Origin of the sequence: Sphingomonas sp. PP-CE-3G-477, from assembly GCF_003050745.1 — a bacterium.
GTDB lineage: Bacteria > Pseudomonadota > Alphaproteobacteria > Sphingomonadales > Sphingomonadaceae > Sphingomonas.
Map to the genome: position 1 here is coordinate 141,040 of NZ_QAOF01000007.1, position 16,488 is coordinate 157,527.

17 protein-coding genes are annotated in these 16,488 nt (G+C 66.1%); 12 read left to right on the plus strand and 5 right to left on the minus strand.

The annotated features are described in order from the left end of the window. The first annotated feature begins 194 nt into the window (after window positions 1-194). The 5 genes from hisF (at window position 195) to C8J45_RS14410 (ending at window position 3,796) form a co-directional block, all read left to right on the plus strand. Window positions 195-983 carry an imidazole glycerol phosphate synthase subunit HisF gene (hisF, locus tag C8J45_RS14390; RefSeq protein WP_107963819.1) on the plus strand — a complete coding sequence of 263 codons (789 nt, stop codon included), beginning with the start codon at window positions 195-197 and terminating at the stop codon, window positions 981-983. A gap of 5 nt (window positions 984-988) precedes the next feature. After that, a complete protein-coding gene (locus tag C8J45_RS14395) occupies window positions 989-1,225 on the plus strand; it encodes a hypothetical protein (RefSeq protein ID WP_107963820.1) in 237 nt (78 codons plus the stop codon). Between the two features lie 32 nt (window positions 1,226-1,257). Beyond that, a complete protein-coding gene (locus C8J45_RS14400; RefSeq protein ID WP_107963821.1) occupies window positions 1,258-1,578 on the plus strand; it encodes a phosphoribosyl-ATP diphosphatase in 321 nt (106 codons plus the stop codon). Window positions 1,579-1,696: 118 nt separating this feature from the next. Continuing rightward, window positions 1,697-2,074, plus strand: coding sequence for an HIT domain-containing protein (locus tag C8J45_RS14405; RefSeq protein ID WP_107963822.1), 378 nt, complete (start codon window positions 1,697-1,699; stop codon window positions 2,072-2,074). Window positions 2,075-2,185: 111 nt separating this feature from the next. After that, window positions 2,186-3,796 (plus strand): amino acid permease, encoded by a 1,611-nt coding sequence (locus C8J45_RS14410; RefSeq protein WP_107963823.1) that lies wholly within the window; start codon window positions 2,186-2,188, stop codon window positions 3,794-3,796. 127 nt (window positions 3,797-3,923) lie between these two features. Here C8J45_RS14410 and C8J45_RS14415 read toward each other — a convergent pair whose 3' ends face one another. Further along, entirely contained in the window at window positions 3,924-4,937 is a 1,014-nt protein-coding gene (locus C8J45_RS14415) for an adenosine kinase (RefSeq protein WP_107963824.1), read from the minus strand. Window positions 4,938-5,116: 179 nt separating this feature from the next. Then, window positions 5,117-5,893, minus strand: coding sequence for a cyclase family protein (locus C8J45_RS14420; protein ID WP_107963874.1), 777 nt, complete (start codon window positions 5,891-5,893; stop codon window positions 5,117-5,119). Between the two features lie 384 nt (window positions 5,894-6,277). Between C8J45_RS14420 and C8J45_RS14425 the strand changes: the two genes are divergently transcribed. From C8J45_RS14425 to C8J45_RS14435, 3 genes are all read left to right on the plus strand, one after another. Further along, window positions 6,278-6,967, plus strand: a complete 690-nt coding sequence (locus C8J45_RS14425; RefSeq protein WP_107963825.1) for an EI24 domain-containing protein — start codon at window positions 6,278-6,280, stop codon at window positions 6,965-6,967. Then, a complete protein-coding gene (locus C8J45_RS14430; RefSeq protein WP_374956449.1) occupies window positions 6,964-7,335 on the plus strand; it encodes a hypothetical protein in 372 nt (123 codons plus the stop codon). Before C8J45_RS14425 ends, C8J45_RS14430 begins: the two co-directional genes overlap by 4 nt. Window positions 7,336-7,534: 199 nt before the next feature. Next, entirely contained in the window at window positions 7,535-8,008 is a 474-nt protein-coding gene (locus C8J45_RS14435; RefSeq protein ID WP_107963826.1) for an Hsp20 family protein, read from the plus strand. On the opposite strand, the gene queG is transcribed toward C8J45_RS14435, so the two are convergent. Beyond that, window positions 8,005-9,225, minus strand: a complete 1,221-nt coding sequence (queG, locus tag C8J45_RS14440) for a tRNA epoxyqueuosine(34) reductase QueG (RefSeq protein WP_107963827.1) — start codon at window positions 9,223-9,225, stop codon at window positions 8,005-8,007. The two genes, C8J45_RS14435 and queG, sit on opposite strands and share 4 nt — an antisense overlap. Window positions 9,226-9,269: 44 nt before the next feature. Between queG and C8J45_RS14445 the strand changes: the two genes are divergently transcribed. The 4 genes from C8J45_RS14445 to msrB all read left to right on the plus strand — a co-directional run bounded on the left by C8J45_RS14445 (window position 9,270) and on the right by msrB (window position 13,358). Next, window positions 9,270-10,196: an ABC transporter ATP-binding protein gene (locus C8J45_RS14445; RefSeq protein ID WP_107963828.1), complete on the plus strand. Its 927-nt coding sequence runs from the start codon at window positions 9,270-9,272 to the stop codon at window positions 10,194-10,196. Further along, complete coding sequence (locus C8J45_RS14450; RefSeq protein WP_107963829.1) at window positions 10,193-11,428, plus strand: ABC transporter permease; 1,236 nt, start codon at window positions 10,193-10,195, stop codon at window positions 11,426-11,428. Before C8J45_RS14445 ends, C8J45_RS14450 begins: the two co-directional genes overlap by 4 nt. Before the next feature lie 141 nt (window positions 11,429-11,569). Then, window positions 11,570-12,808, plus strand: coding sequence for a cytochrome P450 (locus C8J45_RS14455; RefSeq protein WP_107963830.1), 1,239 nt, complete (start codon window positions 11,570-11,572; stop codon window positions 12,806-12,808). A gap of 49 nt (window positions 12,809-12,857) precedes the next feature. Then, window positions 12,858-13,358, plus strand: a complete 501-nt coding sequence (msrB, locus tag C8J45_RS14460; protein ID WP_107963831.1) for a peptide-methionine (R)-S-oxide reductase MsrB — start codon at window positions 12,858-12,860, stop codon at window positions 13,356-13,358. Between the two features lie 369 nt (window positions 13,359-13,727). Here the strand turns inward: msrB and C8J45_RS14465 are convergent, their stop codons facing one another. Next, window positions 13,728-14,348, minus strand: coding sequence for a CHAP domain-containing protein (locus tag C8J45_RS14465; RefSeq protein WP_107963832.1), 621 nt, complete (start codon window positions 14,346-14,348; stop codon window positions 13,728-13,730). 136 nt (window positions 14,349-14,484) lie between these two features. Then, window positions 14,485-16,365 carry a M1 family metallopeptidase gene (locus tag C8J45_RS14470; RefSeq protein ID WP_107963833.1) on the minus strand — a complete coding sequence of 627 codons (1,881 nt, stop codon included), beginning with the start codon at window positions 16,363-16,365 and terminating at the stop codon, window positions 14,485-14,487. Window positions 16,366-16,488: the final 123 nt, after the last annotated feature.

Below are 16,488 nucleotides of genomic sequence, written 5' to 3' on the forward strand. Positions count from 1 at the left end.
GGAGCGACTTGTGGCGCCGCAGGCAGAGATTTCTTCACGCGAAGGCGCAAAGGCGCGAAGAGTGAGCAGAAGTCAGGTCTGCCTCACACTCTTACTCTTCGCGCCTTTGCGCCTTCGCGTGAATCATTCTTAGCGGCTTTGCCGCGTTTCCGCGTCTTCGCGTCTCCGCGTGAACAAAACCTTCGGCACAGGGCATGACGGTCCGCGCGCGTGTCATTCCGTGTCTCGACGTCGCAGACGGGCGCGTGGTGAAGGGCGTCAACTTCGTCGAACTGCGCGATGCGGGCGATCCGGTCGAGCAGGCGCGAGCGTATGACGCGGCCGGGGCGGACGAGCTGTGCTTCCTCGATATTGGGGCAAGCCATGAGGGTCGGGGGACGATTCTCGACGTCGTGAGACGGACCGCGGCGGTGTGCTTCATGCCGCTTACAGTCGGCGGCGGGGTGCGGACGGCGGATGATGCGCGTGCGCTGTTACTGGCGGGGGCGGACAAGGTGGCGGTCAACTCCGCGGCGGTGGAGCGGCCGGAACTGGTTGCGGATATCGCGGAGCGGTTCGGCAGCCAGTGCTGTGTCGCTAGTGTCGATGCGCGGCGGTCTGGCGAAGGCTGGGAAGTGTTTACACATGGCGGACGACGCGCGACCGGGATCGATGCGATCGCGCATGCGCTGAAGCTCGCCGAACTGGGCGCGGGCGAGTTGCTCGTCACGTCGATGGACCGTGACGGGACGCGCAGTGGCTACGACCTCGAGCTGATCCGGGCGATTGCGGACCGGGTGAGCGTACCGTTGGTGGCGAGCGGCGGGGTCGGCGGGCTCGACGACCTGGTCGCGGGTATCCGGGACGGGCATGCAAGCGCGGTGCTGGCGGCGTCGATCTTCCATTTCGGACAGGCGTCGATCGGCGATGCGCACGCCGCGCTGGCGGCGGCCGGCATCCCCGTACGAACGCCGGTTGGCGTGCCGCCGCTCGCTAGAGGCTGACAACGATGCTGGCGCTTCTGGTCCTCGCGGTCGAGTCAGGACACAGCGGCGTCGCGCATCCGTTGACCGGATATGAAGTGTCGGACGTCGCGCTGTTCGTGTTCGCCGCCATCGCGGTCTGGCAGGTGCGACGCGCGTTGCGGAAACGGTTTGCCAAGGCTCGCGGGCTCGATGGTGCTGTCGTCCGGAAGCGCTCGCCGAACGAGACCCCGCCGGACAAGGTCCCACCGAACAAGGATTGACCCGCCTGCCCGGCTGCGTCAGCACGCGCGCCATGGCAGACCCCGTATTCGACCGCCTCGAAGCGACCATCCGCGCGCGCCGCGATGCGCCCGCCGACACCTCGTACACCGCGAGCCTGTTTGCGAAAGGCCGCCCCAAGATCGCGCAGAAGCTCGGCGAAGAAGCCGTCGAGACGGTGATCGCGGCGTGCTCGAACTACGAAGCGAGCATTGTGCCGGAAGCGGCGGACCTGATGTTCCATCTCGCGGTGCTGCTGGCCGATGCAGGGCTGAGCCTGGACGACGTGCGCGCGGAACTGGAACGACGCGAGGGTGTCGGCGGGCTGGTCGAAAAGGCCGGGCGGACGGGGTGACCTGCTCCCCCTTCCGCTTGCGGGAGGGGTCGGGGGAGGGCATGACGCACACGCTCCGCCGGGATCGGGAAGGCAAGCCCCTCCCCTAACCCCTCCCGCAGGCGGGAGGGGAATACATATGCCGATCGACGCCACCCAGCCTTACGACGACCAGAATATCTTCGCGAAGATCCTGCGCGGCGAAATCCCGTCTAAGCGGGTGTACGAAGACGACTTCGCGATCGCCTTTCACGACATCAACCCGCAGGCGCCGACGCACCTGCTCGTGATCCCCAGGGGTGCGTACGTGTCGTGGGACGATTTTTCCGCACGCGCGCCCGATGCGGAGATTGCCGGGTTCATCCGCGCGGTCGGCGCAGTGGCGCGCGCGGCGGGGCTGGTCGAGCCGGGCTATCGCCTGCTCGCCAATATCGGCCAGCACGGGAACCAGGAAGTGCCGCATCTGCACGTTCATGTCTTCGGCGGCCGCCCTTTCGGGCCGATGCTCGCGCGATAGGTCAGCTTGCCGCCACTAAAGGATTGCACGTAACAAAATTGCCATTAGGCTCGGGGGCTTGAGCAAGGGGGCCTTTTGACCTGGCCCTCGCTATCCCCGGGGGACACCGCGTTGATTTTTGGTCGCGTAAAATCGCTGGACGCCATTCTGGCGACGGCAGAGAAAAAGGGGTTGGCACGAACGCTCAGCGCGTTTCAGCTGACCCTGCTGGGCGTCGGCGCAGTGATCGGCACGGGTATCTTCGTGCTGACGTCCGAAGCCGCGCAGAAAGCCGGCCCGGGCATGTTGCTGAGCTTCGTCGTCGCAGGGTTCGTCTGTGCGGTCGCAGCGCTCTGCTATTCCGAACTCGCGTCGATGGTACCGGTGTCGGGCTCCGCCTACACCTACACCTATGCGGTGACGGGTGAGTTGCTCGCCTGGATGGTCGGCTGGGCGCTGATCCTCGAATATGCGGTCGGCGCCAGCGCGGTTGCGGTCGGGTGGTCGAACCATCTGGCCGGATTGCTCGACGGGATCGGCTTCCATATCCCCAACGCCTTGCGCAACGCCGACGCGTTGATGGCGAACGTCCAGGTCGCGTTCGGCGCGACACCTAATGTCGATTTGCAGACCGCGATGACGGTCGGCGGCTTTATCAACCTGCCCGCGGTGATCGTCATCGCGCTCGTCACGTGGCTGCTGGTGGTCGGAACGACCGAGAGCGCACGCGTCAACGCGGTGCTGGTACTGATCAAGATTGCCGCGCTGACCGCGTTCATCGCGCTGACCATCCCGGTTCTGAAGGCGGACAATTTCCACCCGTTCCTGCCCTACGGCGTCGGCAACCCGCTGAGTTCGTCGGGTGTCGGCGTGCTGGGTGCGGCGGCGTCGATCTTCTTTGCCTATGTCGGATTTGATGCGGTTTCGACGGCCGCCGAGGAGACCAAGAACCCGCAGCGCAACGTGCCGATCGGGCTGATCGCCAGCCTCGGCATCTGTACGTTATTTTACCTGCTGGTCGCATCGGGTGCGATCGGTGCGATCGGTGCGAACCCGGTGACGACCGCCGATGGCGGCGTGCTGGCACCGGGTTCGGCCGAGATGGCCGGGCGTTGTGCGGCAATCGTCGCAGGCGGCGCGATGGAGCCGCTGGTGTGCTCGAAGGAAGCGCTCGTCCATGTGCTTCAGGTCATCAACTGGCCGATCATGGGCCGGCTGGTCGGGCTTGCCGCGGTGCTGGCGCTGCCGTCGGTCGTGCTCATGATGATGTTCGGCCAAACCCGTGTGTTCTTCACGATGGCCCGCGACGGTTTGTTGCCAGCCAAGCTCGCGTCGATCCATCCGAAGTTCCGTACCCCGCATGTGGTGACGGTCGTGACGGGTATCGCTGCGGCGATCGCCGCGGCGGTGCTGCCGGTCGGCAAGCTCGCCGATTATTCGAACGCGGGCACGCTGTTCGCGTTCATGATGGTGGCGATCTCGGTAATGGTGCTGCGCAAGACCGATCCGGCACGCAAGCGTCCGTTCCGCACGCCGGCAGTATACATCGTCGCGCCGCTCGCGATCATCGGCTGCATCGGGCTGTATCTGTCACTGCCGCTGACCGCCAAGCTGGTGCTGCCGGGCTGGGGCGCGATCGGGTTGGCGATCTACTTCCTCTACAGCCGCTCGCGCAGCCATGTCGGGCTGGGGCTCGACGATGGCGTAGCAGAGGACGACCGAGCGCCGCCGGGCTCGCACTGAGACCGGACGCAGAAAGGGCCGCGGGAGGAAACTCCCGCGGCCCTTTTTTTTGCCTGCGCTAGAAAGCTTATTCTCTCGCGAAAGCGGGAGCCCAGTCTGTGTCCCCGGCTTCGCGGGTACACATGCTTCAGCCGATATGCTTGGCGGCGAGCACCTTCATGTCGACCATCGGGCGGGCGCCGACATGGCTGATGATCTCGGCCGCGCAGACCGCGCCGAGCTTGAGCGATGCGTGCAGGTCGTGGCCCTGCGCCTGACCGTGGAGGAAGCCCGCCGCGAACAGGTCGCCCGCGCCGGTGGTGTCGACGACCTTGGTGATCGGCTCGGCCTTGACCTCGGCGCGGTTGCCGTTCTGGAGCGCGCAGGCGCCGTGCTCGCCGCGGGTGACGACCAAAGTCGGGACCTGTGCCGAGATCTTGGCGACCGCTGCGTCGAAGTCTTCGGTCTCTGCGAGCGCGGCGAGTTCGCCCTCGTTCGCGAACAGGATGTCGATCAGGCCATCGCTGAGCAGTTGGCGGAAATCACCACCGTGGCGCGAGATGCAGAACACGTCGCTGAGCGTGAACGCGACCTTCCGGCCTGCATCACGCGCACAATCGATCGCGGCGCGCATCGCGGCGCGCGGCTCTTCAGGATCCCAGAGATAGCCTTCGAGATACAGGATCGCGCTGTCGGCAATCATCGCGGTGTCGATCGCGGCGGCAGGCAGGAATTGCCCTGCGCCGAGGAAGGTGTTCATCGTGCGCTGGCCGTCGGGGGTGACGAAGATCAGGCAGCGGCCGGTGGTCGGGTCGCCGGCGCGGACGGGCGTGGCGAACTCGATGCCGATGCTGCGGACGTCATGCGCGAAGACCTGGCCGAGCTGATCGTCGGCGACCTGGCCGATGAACCCGCATTTGCCACCGAGCGCGGCGATGCCGGCGACGGTGTTCGCCGCCGAGCCGCCGGAGATTTCCATGCCCGGGCCCATCTTGGCGTAGAGCGCGTCGGCTTCCTCGGACGAGAACATGAGCTGCATCGAGCCCTTGGCGACGCCGATCTCTTCGATGAATGCGTCATCGGCGGTGCTTAGGATGTCGACGATGGCATTGCCGATCGCGACGACGTCGTAGGTGGGAGCGTCGGTGGTGGGGGTGGACAAGGGGAAGTCTCCGGGCGGACGGGAAAGCGTTGCCGTAAATCGCGCGAAGGATTGGCGCAACCGGCGCGGCAAGCGAGCCCGCGACGCGAGGTACACGCGAGGACCTCAAGCGAAACCCGAGCTCCTGCTGGAGCTAACGGTCGGGCGACGTCTCGATAAGCCCGAGATACGCCGCGCGATCAGCCGTCCAGGATCGCGACGGCACGGGTCCAGCCCGCCGACGCGGCGCGAATCTTGACCGGAAAGCAGGCGATCGTGAATCCCGTCGCTGGCAATTGCTCCAGATTGTGCAGCTTCTCGATGTGACAATAGCCGATGTCACGCCCCGCCTTGTGACCTTCCCAGATCAGCGTCGCATCGCCGCTCTCGGCATATCGGGCGGCGGTGTGCACGAACGGCGCGTCCCAGCTCCACGCATCGGTTCCCGTGACGCGAACGCCCCGCGCGGTCAGGTACAGCGTGGCGTCGCGTCCCATCCCGCAACCCGAGGCAACATAATCGTCGTGCCCGAACCGCATGCCCGCACGCGTGTTGACGACGACGATCTCCAGCGGCGACAGAGTGTGCCCGATCCTCTGCAGTTCCGCCTCGACGTCAGCGGCGCTGGCGACATAGCCATCGGGAAAATGCCGGAAATCCAGCTTCACGCCGGATTGGAAGCACCAGTCGAGCGGAACCTCGTCGATCGTGATCGCCCGCTTCCTGCCATCCATCGTCGAGGCATAATGATACGGCGCATCGAGATGCGTGCCGTTATGCGTGATGAGCGTCACGCGCTCGATCGCCCAGGCCTCGCCATCGGGCAGATCGGCCGCCTGCAACCCCGGAAAGAACCCGAGCATGCCGGGTATCGACGCCTTGTGATCGATATACTCGATATGAGGACCGTGACCGGGAGGGTCCGACAGCACGTCGTTCTCGAGGAATACCGACAGATCGACGATCGTACGTGGCATGATGTTCTCCGTTCGGTCGCTATCGTGACGCAGGGTATCCTGCGCAGCGTCAAAGCAGGTCCGGGCGGAAACTGGTGCCGGATCGGGACGATATTTGCTAGCCGCCGCGCTATCCGAAGCCGGTCGCTCACCGTATTCGCCGAACAGGCTGTCCATCCGGCCGCGGGAGACATGGACGGACGGGGTGCTGCCGAGGACCGAAGATGAGGGTTCGCCTGGCGTGCTCGCTCGGCGCGATCTGCCCGCCGGCGGCTCGCATGCGATGGTCTGTCCTCGCGATCTCTCCCTCGCGAACACGGAGGAACGCTCTAGTTCTCAGGTCCTGCGGCGCGCGCTATCCAAAGCCGCGTTGACCTTCGCGCGACCGCGCGGCATCCCGGCTCGATGATCCGTGCCCTCCTCCTGTCGCTCGGCCAGCTTACCGATCCGCCGATCTTGCGCGTGTTCGTCAAGTCGATGGTCGTGACACTGCTCGTCTTCGCGTTGCTCGGCATCGCCACGTGGTGGGGAACGCAGGCCGCGCTGGCCGCGTGGCTCGACGTGCACGCAGACGGACTGGTGGCGGCGTTCGCGCTGTTCGTCACGATCCTGGCGCTGTGGCTGCTGTTCCGCGCGGTCGCGATCGCGGTCGTCGGGATCTTCGCGGACGAGGTCGTCGAAGCGGTCGAGGCGCGGCATTATCCCGAAGCCCTGCGCACCGCTCGCCCCGTCCCCTTCGCGCGCAGCCTGGCAATGGGGCTCCGGTCGGCCGCCCGCGTCGTGCTCGTCAACCTGGTGATGCTGCCGGTCTATATCGCGCTGCTCGTCACCGGGGTCGGCACCGCCGCGGCGTTCTTCATCATCAATGGCTGGCTGCTCGGGCGCGACCTGGGGGACATGGTCGCGGCGCGGCATATGGACGCGGCGGCGATGCGGGGCTGGCGTGCGACGACGCGGCCGGGGCGGTTCGTGCTGGGACTTGCGAACACCGGGCTGTTCGTGGTTCCGATCGTCAACATCGCAGCGCCCGTCCTGGGGGCCGCGATGGCCACGCATTATTTCCACCACCAGTATTCGAGCAAAGGCCGATCATGACGCGATTGACGACGATGGGGATCGCGCTGGCGCTCGGCGGCGGACTGGCGGGCTGCGCGGCCCCCGTCCCCAAGCCTGCGGTAGGCCGCCCGGCGATCGCGTATACGAGCGTCGGGCTCGAGCGCGTGTTGGGCCAGGATGCCGCCGGCCTGACCAAGCTGTTCGGCCAGCCCGACGCCGACGTGCGAGAGGGCAGCGCGCGCAAGTTGCAGTTCCAGAGCGGGATCTGCGTGCTCGACGCATATCTCTATCCCAAGGGATCGGATGCGCCGCGCGTCACCTATCTCGACGCGCGCGAACCGGACGGCAGCGCGATCGACCGCGCGAGTTGCGTGGCGGCGCTTACCCGTCGCGAGGGGGGACGGTAGCGCCCGTTCCGCCTGATTTGCGGTCCGATCCCAACGTCAAAAAAATCTTCGCGGAAATCTACGCGACCTCTTGAATGCGATTTCGGTCGAACCACCTTGCCGCCGCCGGACGCGATCTTTCGGTCCGGCGTCACCTGAGGGCACCGGCTCGGTCTCCGGTGTTCCTTGTGCTCAGATTGCTCATGAGGAGGATTTGGATATGAGGACCAACTTCGATTTCGCTCCCTATCGCCGGTCGACGGTCGGCTTCGATCGGCTGTTCGATCTGCTCGAAACCACCGCACGGACGGACGCCCCGGAAGGCTACCCGCCGTTCGATATCGAGCGCGAGAGCGAGGACAGCTACCAGATCACGCTGGCGGTGGCGGGCTTCCGTCCCGACGACATCGAGATCGTCGCCCAGAACAATCAGCTGACCGTGACCGGCCGACGTCCGGACGACCGCGACGAGAGCCGGTTCCTGCACCGCGGCATCGCGACCCGCGCCTTCGAGCGCCGGTTCCAGCTGGCCGACTTCGTCCAGGTGCAGAACGCGCGCTTCGACAACGGGCTGCTCGTCATCGCCCTGAAGCGTGAAGTGCCCGAGGCGATGAAGCCGCGCCGGATCGAGATCTCGGGGGCCGCGGCGAACGACCGCATCGGTGCGCCCGAGGGCGACCGGGACGTCGCCTAAAAGGGGAGGACGCTGTCGGCCGCGAGGTCGGCAGCGTCCTTCGCATCCGCGGGCGTCGACGGCGTCCGATCGGCTGGCATAGCGTCGGCAGACGCCCATGCAGCGCGAATGCCGTCGTCGGCTTCGTACAGAACACGGCCGGGGCGTTCGTCCAGGAACCGTACGCGATCGAGCCGGGCCAGAGCCCAGATCGCGGAATCGCGGACGACCGAAGCGGGATCGTCCAAGAGCCGCACGACCGGTTCGATCAGGAAGGGATCGCCGCTGTTGCCCGCGGCGATCAACGCATTGCGGATCATCTTGCTACGGCCGATGCGCTTGATCGGGGAGCCCGCGAAGACAGTGCGGAAGCTTGCGTCGTCAAGCGCGAGGATGTCGGCGAGTTCGGGCGCGATCAGTTCCGCGCGGGGGTGAAAGGCCAGGTTCGCGTTGGCGGCGGCGGCGAACTTGTTCCAGGGGCACACCGCCAGGCAATCGTCGCAGCCGTAGATGCGGTTGCCGATCGCCGCGCGGAACTCGTGCGGGATCGGGCCGGCATGCTCGATCGTCAGGTAGGAGATGCAGCGGCGCGCATCGAGCTGGTACGGCCGAGGGAACGCCGCGGTCGGGCACGCGGTCTGGCACGCATCGCAACTGCCGCAGGTGTCAACGCCGCCGCGGTCCGGTTCCAGGTCGAGCGTCGTGTAGATCGCGCCGAGGAACAGCCAGCTACCATGCTCGCGGCTGACGAGGTTGGTGTGCTTGCCTTGCCAGCCGAGCCCGGCGGCTTCGGCGAGCGGCTTTTCCATCACCGGCGCGGTGTCGACGAACACCTTCAGGTCGAAGGGGGGCAAGTCGCGCCCTGCCTCCGCCGCCAGCCACCGCCCCAGCGCCTTCAACTGCCGCTTCACGACGTCGTGATAATCGGGGCCCTGCGCATAGACCGATATGCGCCCTACCCCGCCCTCGTCCGCGAGCCGCAACGGATCGTCCTTCGGCGCATAGCTCATGCCGAGCGCGATCACGCTGCGCACCTCAGGCCAGAGGCCGGCGGGACTCTCGCGGTGGTGCTTGCGCTCCTCCATCCAGATCATGTCGCCGTGGCGGCCGTCCGCGAGCCACTGGTGCAGCCGTTCGCCGGCACGCGGCGCCGCCCCCGCATGCGCGATCCCGCACGCGACGAAGCCGAGTTCCGCCGCTTTGGCCTTCAGCCTGTGTTCCAGCTTGTCTTGCGCCACGTCCGCCCGCTACCACGACGCCACCCTCGGGAGGAAGATTGCGCGTGAACGATGAATGGGCGGTCACCGCGACCGGGATCGTGAAGCGGTTCGGCGATCGGCGCGTGGTCGACGGGGTGGACATGATGGTGCCGCGCGGCTCGGTGTACGGCGTGCTCGGGCCCAACGGAGCGGGCAAGACGACCACGCTGCGCATGCTGCTCGGGATCATCGAGCCCGACGAGGGATCGCGCACGCTGCTCGGCTACGACAATCCGCGCGATGCGAGCGACCGGGTCGGCTATCTTCCCGAGGAGCGCGGACTGTATCCGGCGATGAAGGCGCGCGAGGCGATCGCGTTCCTGGGGGCGTTGCGCGGGCTAGACTGGAAGACTGGGCGCGAGCGGGCGGTGGTGCTGATGGAAGCCGCCGGGCTCGGCCATGCGGTCGACGAAAAGATCCGAAAACTGTCGAAGGGCATGGCGCAGCTGGTGCAGTTGCTCGGCTCGGTGGTCCACCAACCCGATCTGCTGGTGCTCGACGAGCCGTTCTCAGGGCTTGATCCGGTCAACCAGGAGCGGCTCGAAAAGCTGATCCTCAACGAACGCGATCGCGGCGCGACGATCCTGTTCTCGACGCATATCATGAGCCATGCCGAGCGGCTGTGCGACCGGCTGGCAATCATCGCCGGCGGCAAGCGGCGGTTCGAAGGCACGGTGGCGGACGCTCGGGGTATATTGCCGCAACGCGTCCACTACACGCCGCACCGGCCCGATCCGGCGATACGCGGCGTCTTGCCGGGGGATGCGGTGCAGGACGGGAATAGCTGGCGGTTCGAGCTGCCGAACGAAGGAATCGAGAGCTTGCTCGTGAGACTGATCGACGCGGGATACGGGATTTCGGGGCTGTCGATCGAACGGCCCGGCTTGCACGAGGCGTTCGTCCGGATCGTCGGGCAGCACGGTGATGTACCTGTGGAGAAGGCAGCATGAGCCGTTTCCGTCGCACCCTCCGCCAGACGTTCACGATCGCGCGCCGCGACTTCATCGCCACGGTGTTCACGCCGATATTCCTGCTGTTCCTGTTCGCGCCGGTCATCATGGGATCGTTCGGCGCGATCGGGGGCATGGGCGCGGCGAGCGTCAGCGGCGGCGCGCAGGACAAGACGCGGATCATCGCGATTGTCCCCGCCACTACCGCGCGGCCGATCGACGAAGCCGACACGCGCCTGCGTGGCATGTTCCGCGGAGACAAAGCGCCTCCCGAACTGTCGATCGTCGCGCCGACCGCCGATCCCGCGGCGCAAGCCCGCGCTGCGTTCGAGACGAAGGACGTCGATGCGTCGGCAGTACTGTACGGCCCGCTCGATACGCCGCAGATCCTGTACGGGCCGCGCGGGAAGCGCTCGGCGGACTATCTCGGACTGCTCGCACAGACGACGCTCGCCGCGCAGAAGCTCGGCGGAACGCTGCCCGTGATCGCCGCGACCAAGACGCAGATCACGCGTTCGACCACCTCGGTCGGTGGCCAGCACCAATCCGCCTTCTTCGCGGTGTTCGGGATCTTTTTCCTGACGCTGTTCCTGTCGGGCCAGGTCGTCGGCACGATGGCCGAGGAGCGCAACAACAAGGTGATCGAGGTGCTCGCCGCCGCGGTGCCGCTAGAGTCGGTGTTCTTCGGCAAGCTGATCGGGATGTTCGGCGTCGCGGTGCTGTTCGTCGCGTTCTGGGGGACTGTCGTCACGCAGATCACGTCGCTGATGCCCGCCGCCGCCGCGGTCGCGCTAGGCGACCTGACGCCCGCGGTGGGCGCGCCGATGTTCGCCCTCCTATTTGCGGCATATTTCAGTATGGCGTACCTCCTCCTCGGCTCGGTATTCCTCGGCGTCGGTGCGCAGGCGACGACGATGCGCGAAATCCAGATGCTGTCGCTGCCGATCACGATCCTGCAGGTCGCGATGTTCGGGCTGTCGTCGGCGGCAGTCTCGCATCCTGGAAGCTGGATCGCGACCGCCGCGGAACTGTTCCCGCTGTCGTCGCCGTTCGCGATGGCCGGGCGTGCGGCGAATTCGCCGGAACTGTGGCCGCATGTCGCGGCGCTGGCTTGGCAGGCGTTGTGGGTGACGATTTTCATTGCCGTCGGCGCGAGGCTGTTCCGGCGGGGTGTGCTGCAGTCCGGAAGCGCGCGGCCGTTCTGGAGGCGGAAGGCGAAGGCAGTCGCTTAACCGTTCTCCTGCGAACGCAGGAGCCCAGGACCGCGAGGGATGGCGTTTGTTACCCTGGACTCCTGCGTTCGCAGGAGAACGGCGTCTATTGACATAAGTGTCAGCAAAGCCTCTCCTGTGGCAAAGCACGGGAGAGAAACGATGGCGACTCTGGTAAGAGACGTGGTGCAACAGACGGCCGATCCGCTCGACGTGAGCCGCGCCGAACTCTACCGCGACGACCTCTGGCAGGCACCGTTCGCGCAACTCCGCGCCGAGGCCCCGGTCCACTATGTCGAGCAGTCCGACTACGGCCCTTATTGGTCAGTCTCTTCCTATAAGGGCATCGTCGAGGTCGAGTCGCTGCCCGATCTCTACTCCTCCGAGGCGGGCGGAATCACGATCGCCGATTTCGTCCCAGAGCGCGACGTCCGCATGCCGATGTTCATCGCGCGCGACCGGCCCGTGCATACCGGCCAGCGCCGCACCGTCGCACCCGCCTTTACCCCGAGCGAGATGACGCGGATGTCGGGCGATATCCGCAGGCGGACCGCAGACATGCTCGACAGCCTGCCTTGGAACACGCCGTTCGACTGGGTCGATACCGTCGCGATAGAACTCACCACGCAGATGCTGGCGATCCTGTTCGACTTTCCCTGGGCGGACCGGCGGAAACTGACGTTGTGGTCGGACTGGGCGGGCGATATCGAGATTGTGAAGAATGAGGAACTGCGCGGCCAGCGGCTCGTGCACATGTTCGAATGCGGATCGTATTTCAAAGGCTTGTGGGACGCGAAGATCGACAAGGCGCCGACGCCCGACCTGATCTCGATGATGATCCATTCGGACGCGATGAGCCACATGGATCACAACGAGTTCATCGGGAATCTCATCCTGCTAATCGTCGGCGGCAACGACACGACGCGCAGTTCGATGTCCGCGCTCGCCTACGGCCTCGACAAGTTTCCGGAATCGCGCACGAAGCTGGAGGCGGATCCGGCGCTGATCCCCAACGCGGTGAGCGAGATCCTGCGCTGGCAGACGCCGCTCGCGCACATGCGTCGCACCGCGACCGCCGACGCCGAATTGATGGGACAGCAGATCAAGGCGGGCGACAAACTCGCGCTCTGGTACATCTCGGCGAACCGCGACGAGAGCGTGTTCGGCGACGATGCGGACGCGATCGTGGTGGATCGGCCGAATGCGCGTCGGCACCTGGCGTTCGGGCACGGGATCCATCGCTGCGTCGGCGCGCGGCTGGCGGAGATGCAGATCGCAATTTTGCTGGAGGAGATGGCCGCCCGCCGGATGCGGATCAACGTGCTCGCCGAACCGACGCGGGTCGCTGCGTGCTTCGTCCACGGCTATCGCACGCTGCCGGTGGAAATCAGCAAATACTGAGGCTTGGCGTAACCTTACCGGGTGGTTCGAACGTACCTATATCCGAACCATGGAGACGAACATGACCCAGGACCGCCGCGCTTTTCTCACGCTCGCCGGAGCAGGCGTCGCCGGCTTCGCGCTCTGGGGATGCACGTCGCAACCCGCCCAGGCCGCCGAGCGGTTCGAGGTGACGCTGACCGACGCGCAGTGGCGCAAGAAGCTGTCGCCGGATGCGTATGATACGCTGCGCAAGGAGGGCACCGAGCGGCCGTATTCGAGCCCGCTCAACGGCGAGCATCGTGCGGGGATCTTCTCGTGCGGCGGGTGTGCGTTGCCGAACTTCTCGTCGAAGACCAAGTTCGAGAGCGGGACGGGGTGGCCGAGCTTCTGGCAGCCGTTGCCGAACGCGGTGCGGACGCGGGTGGACTCGACGATGGGGATGGGGCGAACCGAGGTGCATTGTCGGCGCTGCGGCGGGCATCTGGGCCACGTGTTCGATGATGGGCCGAAGCCGACGGGGAAGCGCTATTGCATGAACGGCGATGCGCTGACGTTCAAGGCTGCTTGAGGGCTTTCATTTGAACGTGTTCGACGCATGACACTGCTGAGCAAATAGAGTGTTCCCCCGCGAAGGCGGGGGTCCAGACTGGGCTCCCGCCTTCGCGGGAGAACAAGAATGTATGCCGAGCGGCGACTTGTTTTGCCCCCCCCGGCGGAGGCCGGGGTCCAATTGGGAAACGCCGCTTATCGAGGGCAGCGTTCTGTTACTGCGACTTTTCCAATTGGGCCCCGGCCTTCGCCGGGGAGGTGCAGTTTGGCGAAGCTAAAGTGCGTAATTGTCAGAATGCGGTCAGTAGCGAAACGCTAGACTGGCGAGTTGGGGACTCGGTGCCGCAGATGGCGGGTCGAGCCCTGCGCCACCTCACAAAGACGAACCTCAGTTCGCCTCGTTCACCAGCGTGAAGATTCCGCGCGGATCGGTTGGGCCATGCTGGATGTTGGCAAGCTGCGCAGCGTTGGCGCGCTGCGTTGCAGACACGGTGTGGGTCGCGCTCGCCATCTGGAACGAAGACGCAGGCGCGTCGAGCGTATCGCCAGCAGGCGCGTGGCCCGAATAGATGAAACCCTTGGTCGGATAGGCCGAAGTGCCGAGGTCGCCCTGCGGGCCGTACCAAACCTTGACCATGCTCCAGTCGCCCGCCGGCGAGACGTCGACTGCGCGGACATTGGTCTCGATCGCACCGGGGCGCGACCAGTTGGCGTGGGTGAGGAGGACTTCGCGATCGCTGACGACCTTCGAGACCATTGCGACATGGCCGACGCGCATCCGCGAGGTCGGCGAGAAGGCGAGGACCGAGCCGGCCTTCGGGGTGTGGCCACGCTCGTAGCGACCCTCGGCCTGGCTCCACCAGGTGTTGGCGTTGCCGCGGATTTCGATGCCCGACACCGAGCGAGCGAACGTCACGCACTGCCAGAACTGAGCCGCAGCAGGGGTGGCCGTCATCAGGCCGCACGATACCACCAGCGCAAAACGCGCTGCTAACGCCTTGAAATTCATCGAGACCCCCCGGCCAAAACCCGTTTGTCACATTCTGGCTACGGGAGGTTCGATTTAATTGGAACCCGTGCGGGAACCATATCCGACGAAGCGTGTTACCGCGCCGACCAACGCCCGAAATGGCGTCCAGACAGGCTCAGTTCATGAGTTTCCAACCGGTTATGCGGTCCACCGTGACCTGCGTGACCGCGTGATAGCCCGGCCGCGCCTTGCCGTAGATCTCCATCGCCAGCTTGTGGCCCCAGTCGCCCGAGTCCATCATCTGCTGGAACAGCGGTGCGACGAATTTACGCCGACCCTGCGAGGTCAGGAACTGCTCGGCCGAGGCGTCGGCGGGCGCATAGTGATTGGCGAGCGCGAGTTGCAGCCAGGCGAAGCGGATCTCGGCATTGCCGGTGGTGTTCCACCCGAACGCTGTGTCGAGCGTCTTTAGCCGCTCGGCCGGGAGTTTCCGCGGAAGCTGCGTGATGAAGCGCGTGATCTCCTGCGTCGTTGCATTGCCCGGAACGGCGGACACCGGACCGCCTGCTGCGTATGCCTTGGCCGCAGCATCGACCGCGGGGAACGCAGCCGACGTTACATGGACTGCGTTCGCCGGGATACCGGGTTGGTAGACCCAGGTGTCGACGCCGATCGTCTTCGCCTCGGCGGGGGTCAGCAGCTTCGACTTGAGGTCGGTCAGGAAGCCCGCGCTGGTCTGCGGCTGGAAGGCGTGACGGTCGAAATAGCTGCGCAGATACGCATCCCACCGCGCACGACCGACCTGTTTCTCGATCGTGCGGAGGAAGGCGGCGCCCTTGTCGTAGGCGATCTGCGTCATGCCGTCGTCGGGATCGCGCGCGGCGTCGAGATCGAGGTGGAGTTGCGTGTCCTTGGCGGCGGGGCCACCGGCGTCCTTCACCGCGGCGAGCATGTCGGTCCAGGCGAGGTCGGCCTCCATGTCGGCGCGGCGCTTGCCGTAGAGCGCCTCCATGATCCGGTTCTCGAAATAGCTGGTGAAGCCTTCGTTGAGCCAGAAATCGTCCCAGGTCGCGTTGGTCACGAGATTGCCCGACCAGCTGTGCGCGAGTTCGTGCGCGATCAGCGAGACGAGGCTGCGGTCGCCGGCGATCGCGGTCGGCGTGGCGAAGGTGAGCGTCGGGTTCTCCATGCCGCCGAACGGGAACGACGGCGGCAGGACCAGCACGTCGTAGCGGCCCCAGCGATACGGGCCGTACAGCCCCTCGGCGGCGGCGACGAACTTCTCGAGCTCGCCGAACTCGTACGCGGCCTTGGGGAGGGTCGCGGGCTCGGCCCAGATCCCGGTGCGCGGCCCGGTCGACTTGAACGCGATGTCGCCGACCGCGAGCGCGATCAGATACGGCGCGACGGGCCTGTCCATCTTGTACTGGAACGTGCAGCGATCGGCAGCGCAGGTCGGCTTGCCGGTCGCGAGCCCGCTCATCACCGCGGTGAGTTGCTTGGGGACGGCAATCTTGGCCTCCCAGGTCTGGCGGATGCCGGGGGAGTCCTGCGTCGGGATCCAGCTGCGGTTGAGGATCGCCTCGCCCTGGCTGAACAGGAACGGCTGTTTCTTGCCCGCGGTCTGCGCAGGGGTCAGCCATTGCAGCGCCTTCGCGTCGGGCGACGAGGCGTAGGCGATGCGGATTTTCTTGGCCCCGTTGAGCGTGACGGTCAGCGGCGCGCCGTGGATCTTGTCGACCGCGCCAACCGAGTAGGGGAGCGGTTTGCCGGCGGCGTCGGTGATGTTGACGATCTTGAGGCCGTTGTCGTCGAGGACAATTTGCTTGGCGCCGGGGGCCGCGAGGATGTCGAGAGTGGCGATGCCGCGGATGACGTGGGTGTCGAAGTCGGCGGCGAGATCGAGCGCGACGTGCGTGACGCGCGCCTCGGCGGGGCGGGCGTAGCTATGCGGGTCGTGCGCGTCGGGGGTGGTGAGGATCGGGGCGACCGTCTGCGCGACGGCGGGGGATGCGAGGACGAGCGTCAGGGCGGTGGCTAGTGCGGGGATGCGCATGGGAACTCCGATGTCGCCGTTCCTCGATATCGGGACGGCCAAGCGTCGGTCCTACCGTGCGGGTCTCGTTGCTGGAAGGGCGGCTCGCACAATGCCTTCCATCATCCTCGTCATCCTGACGAA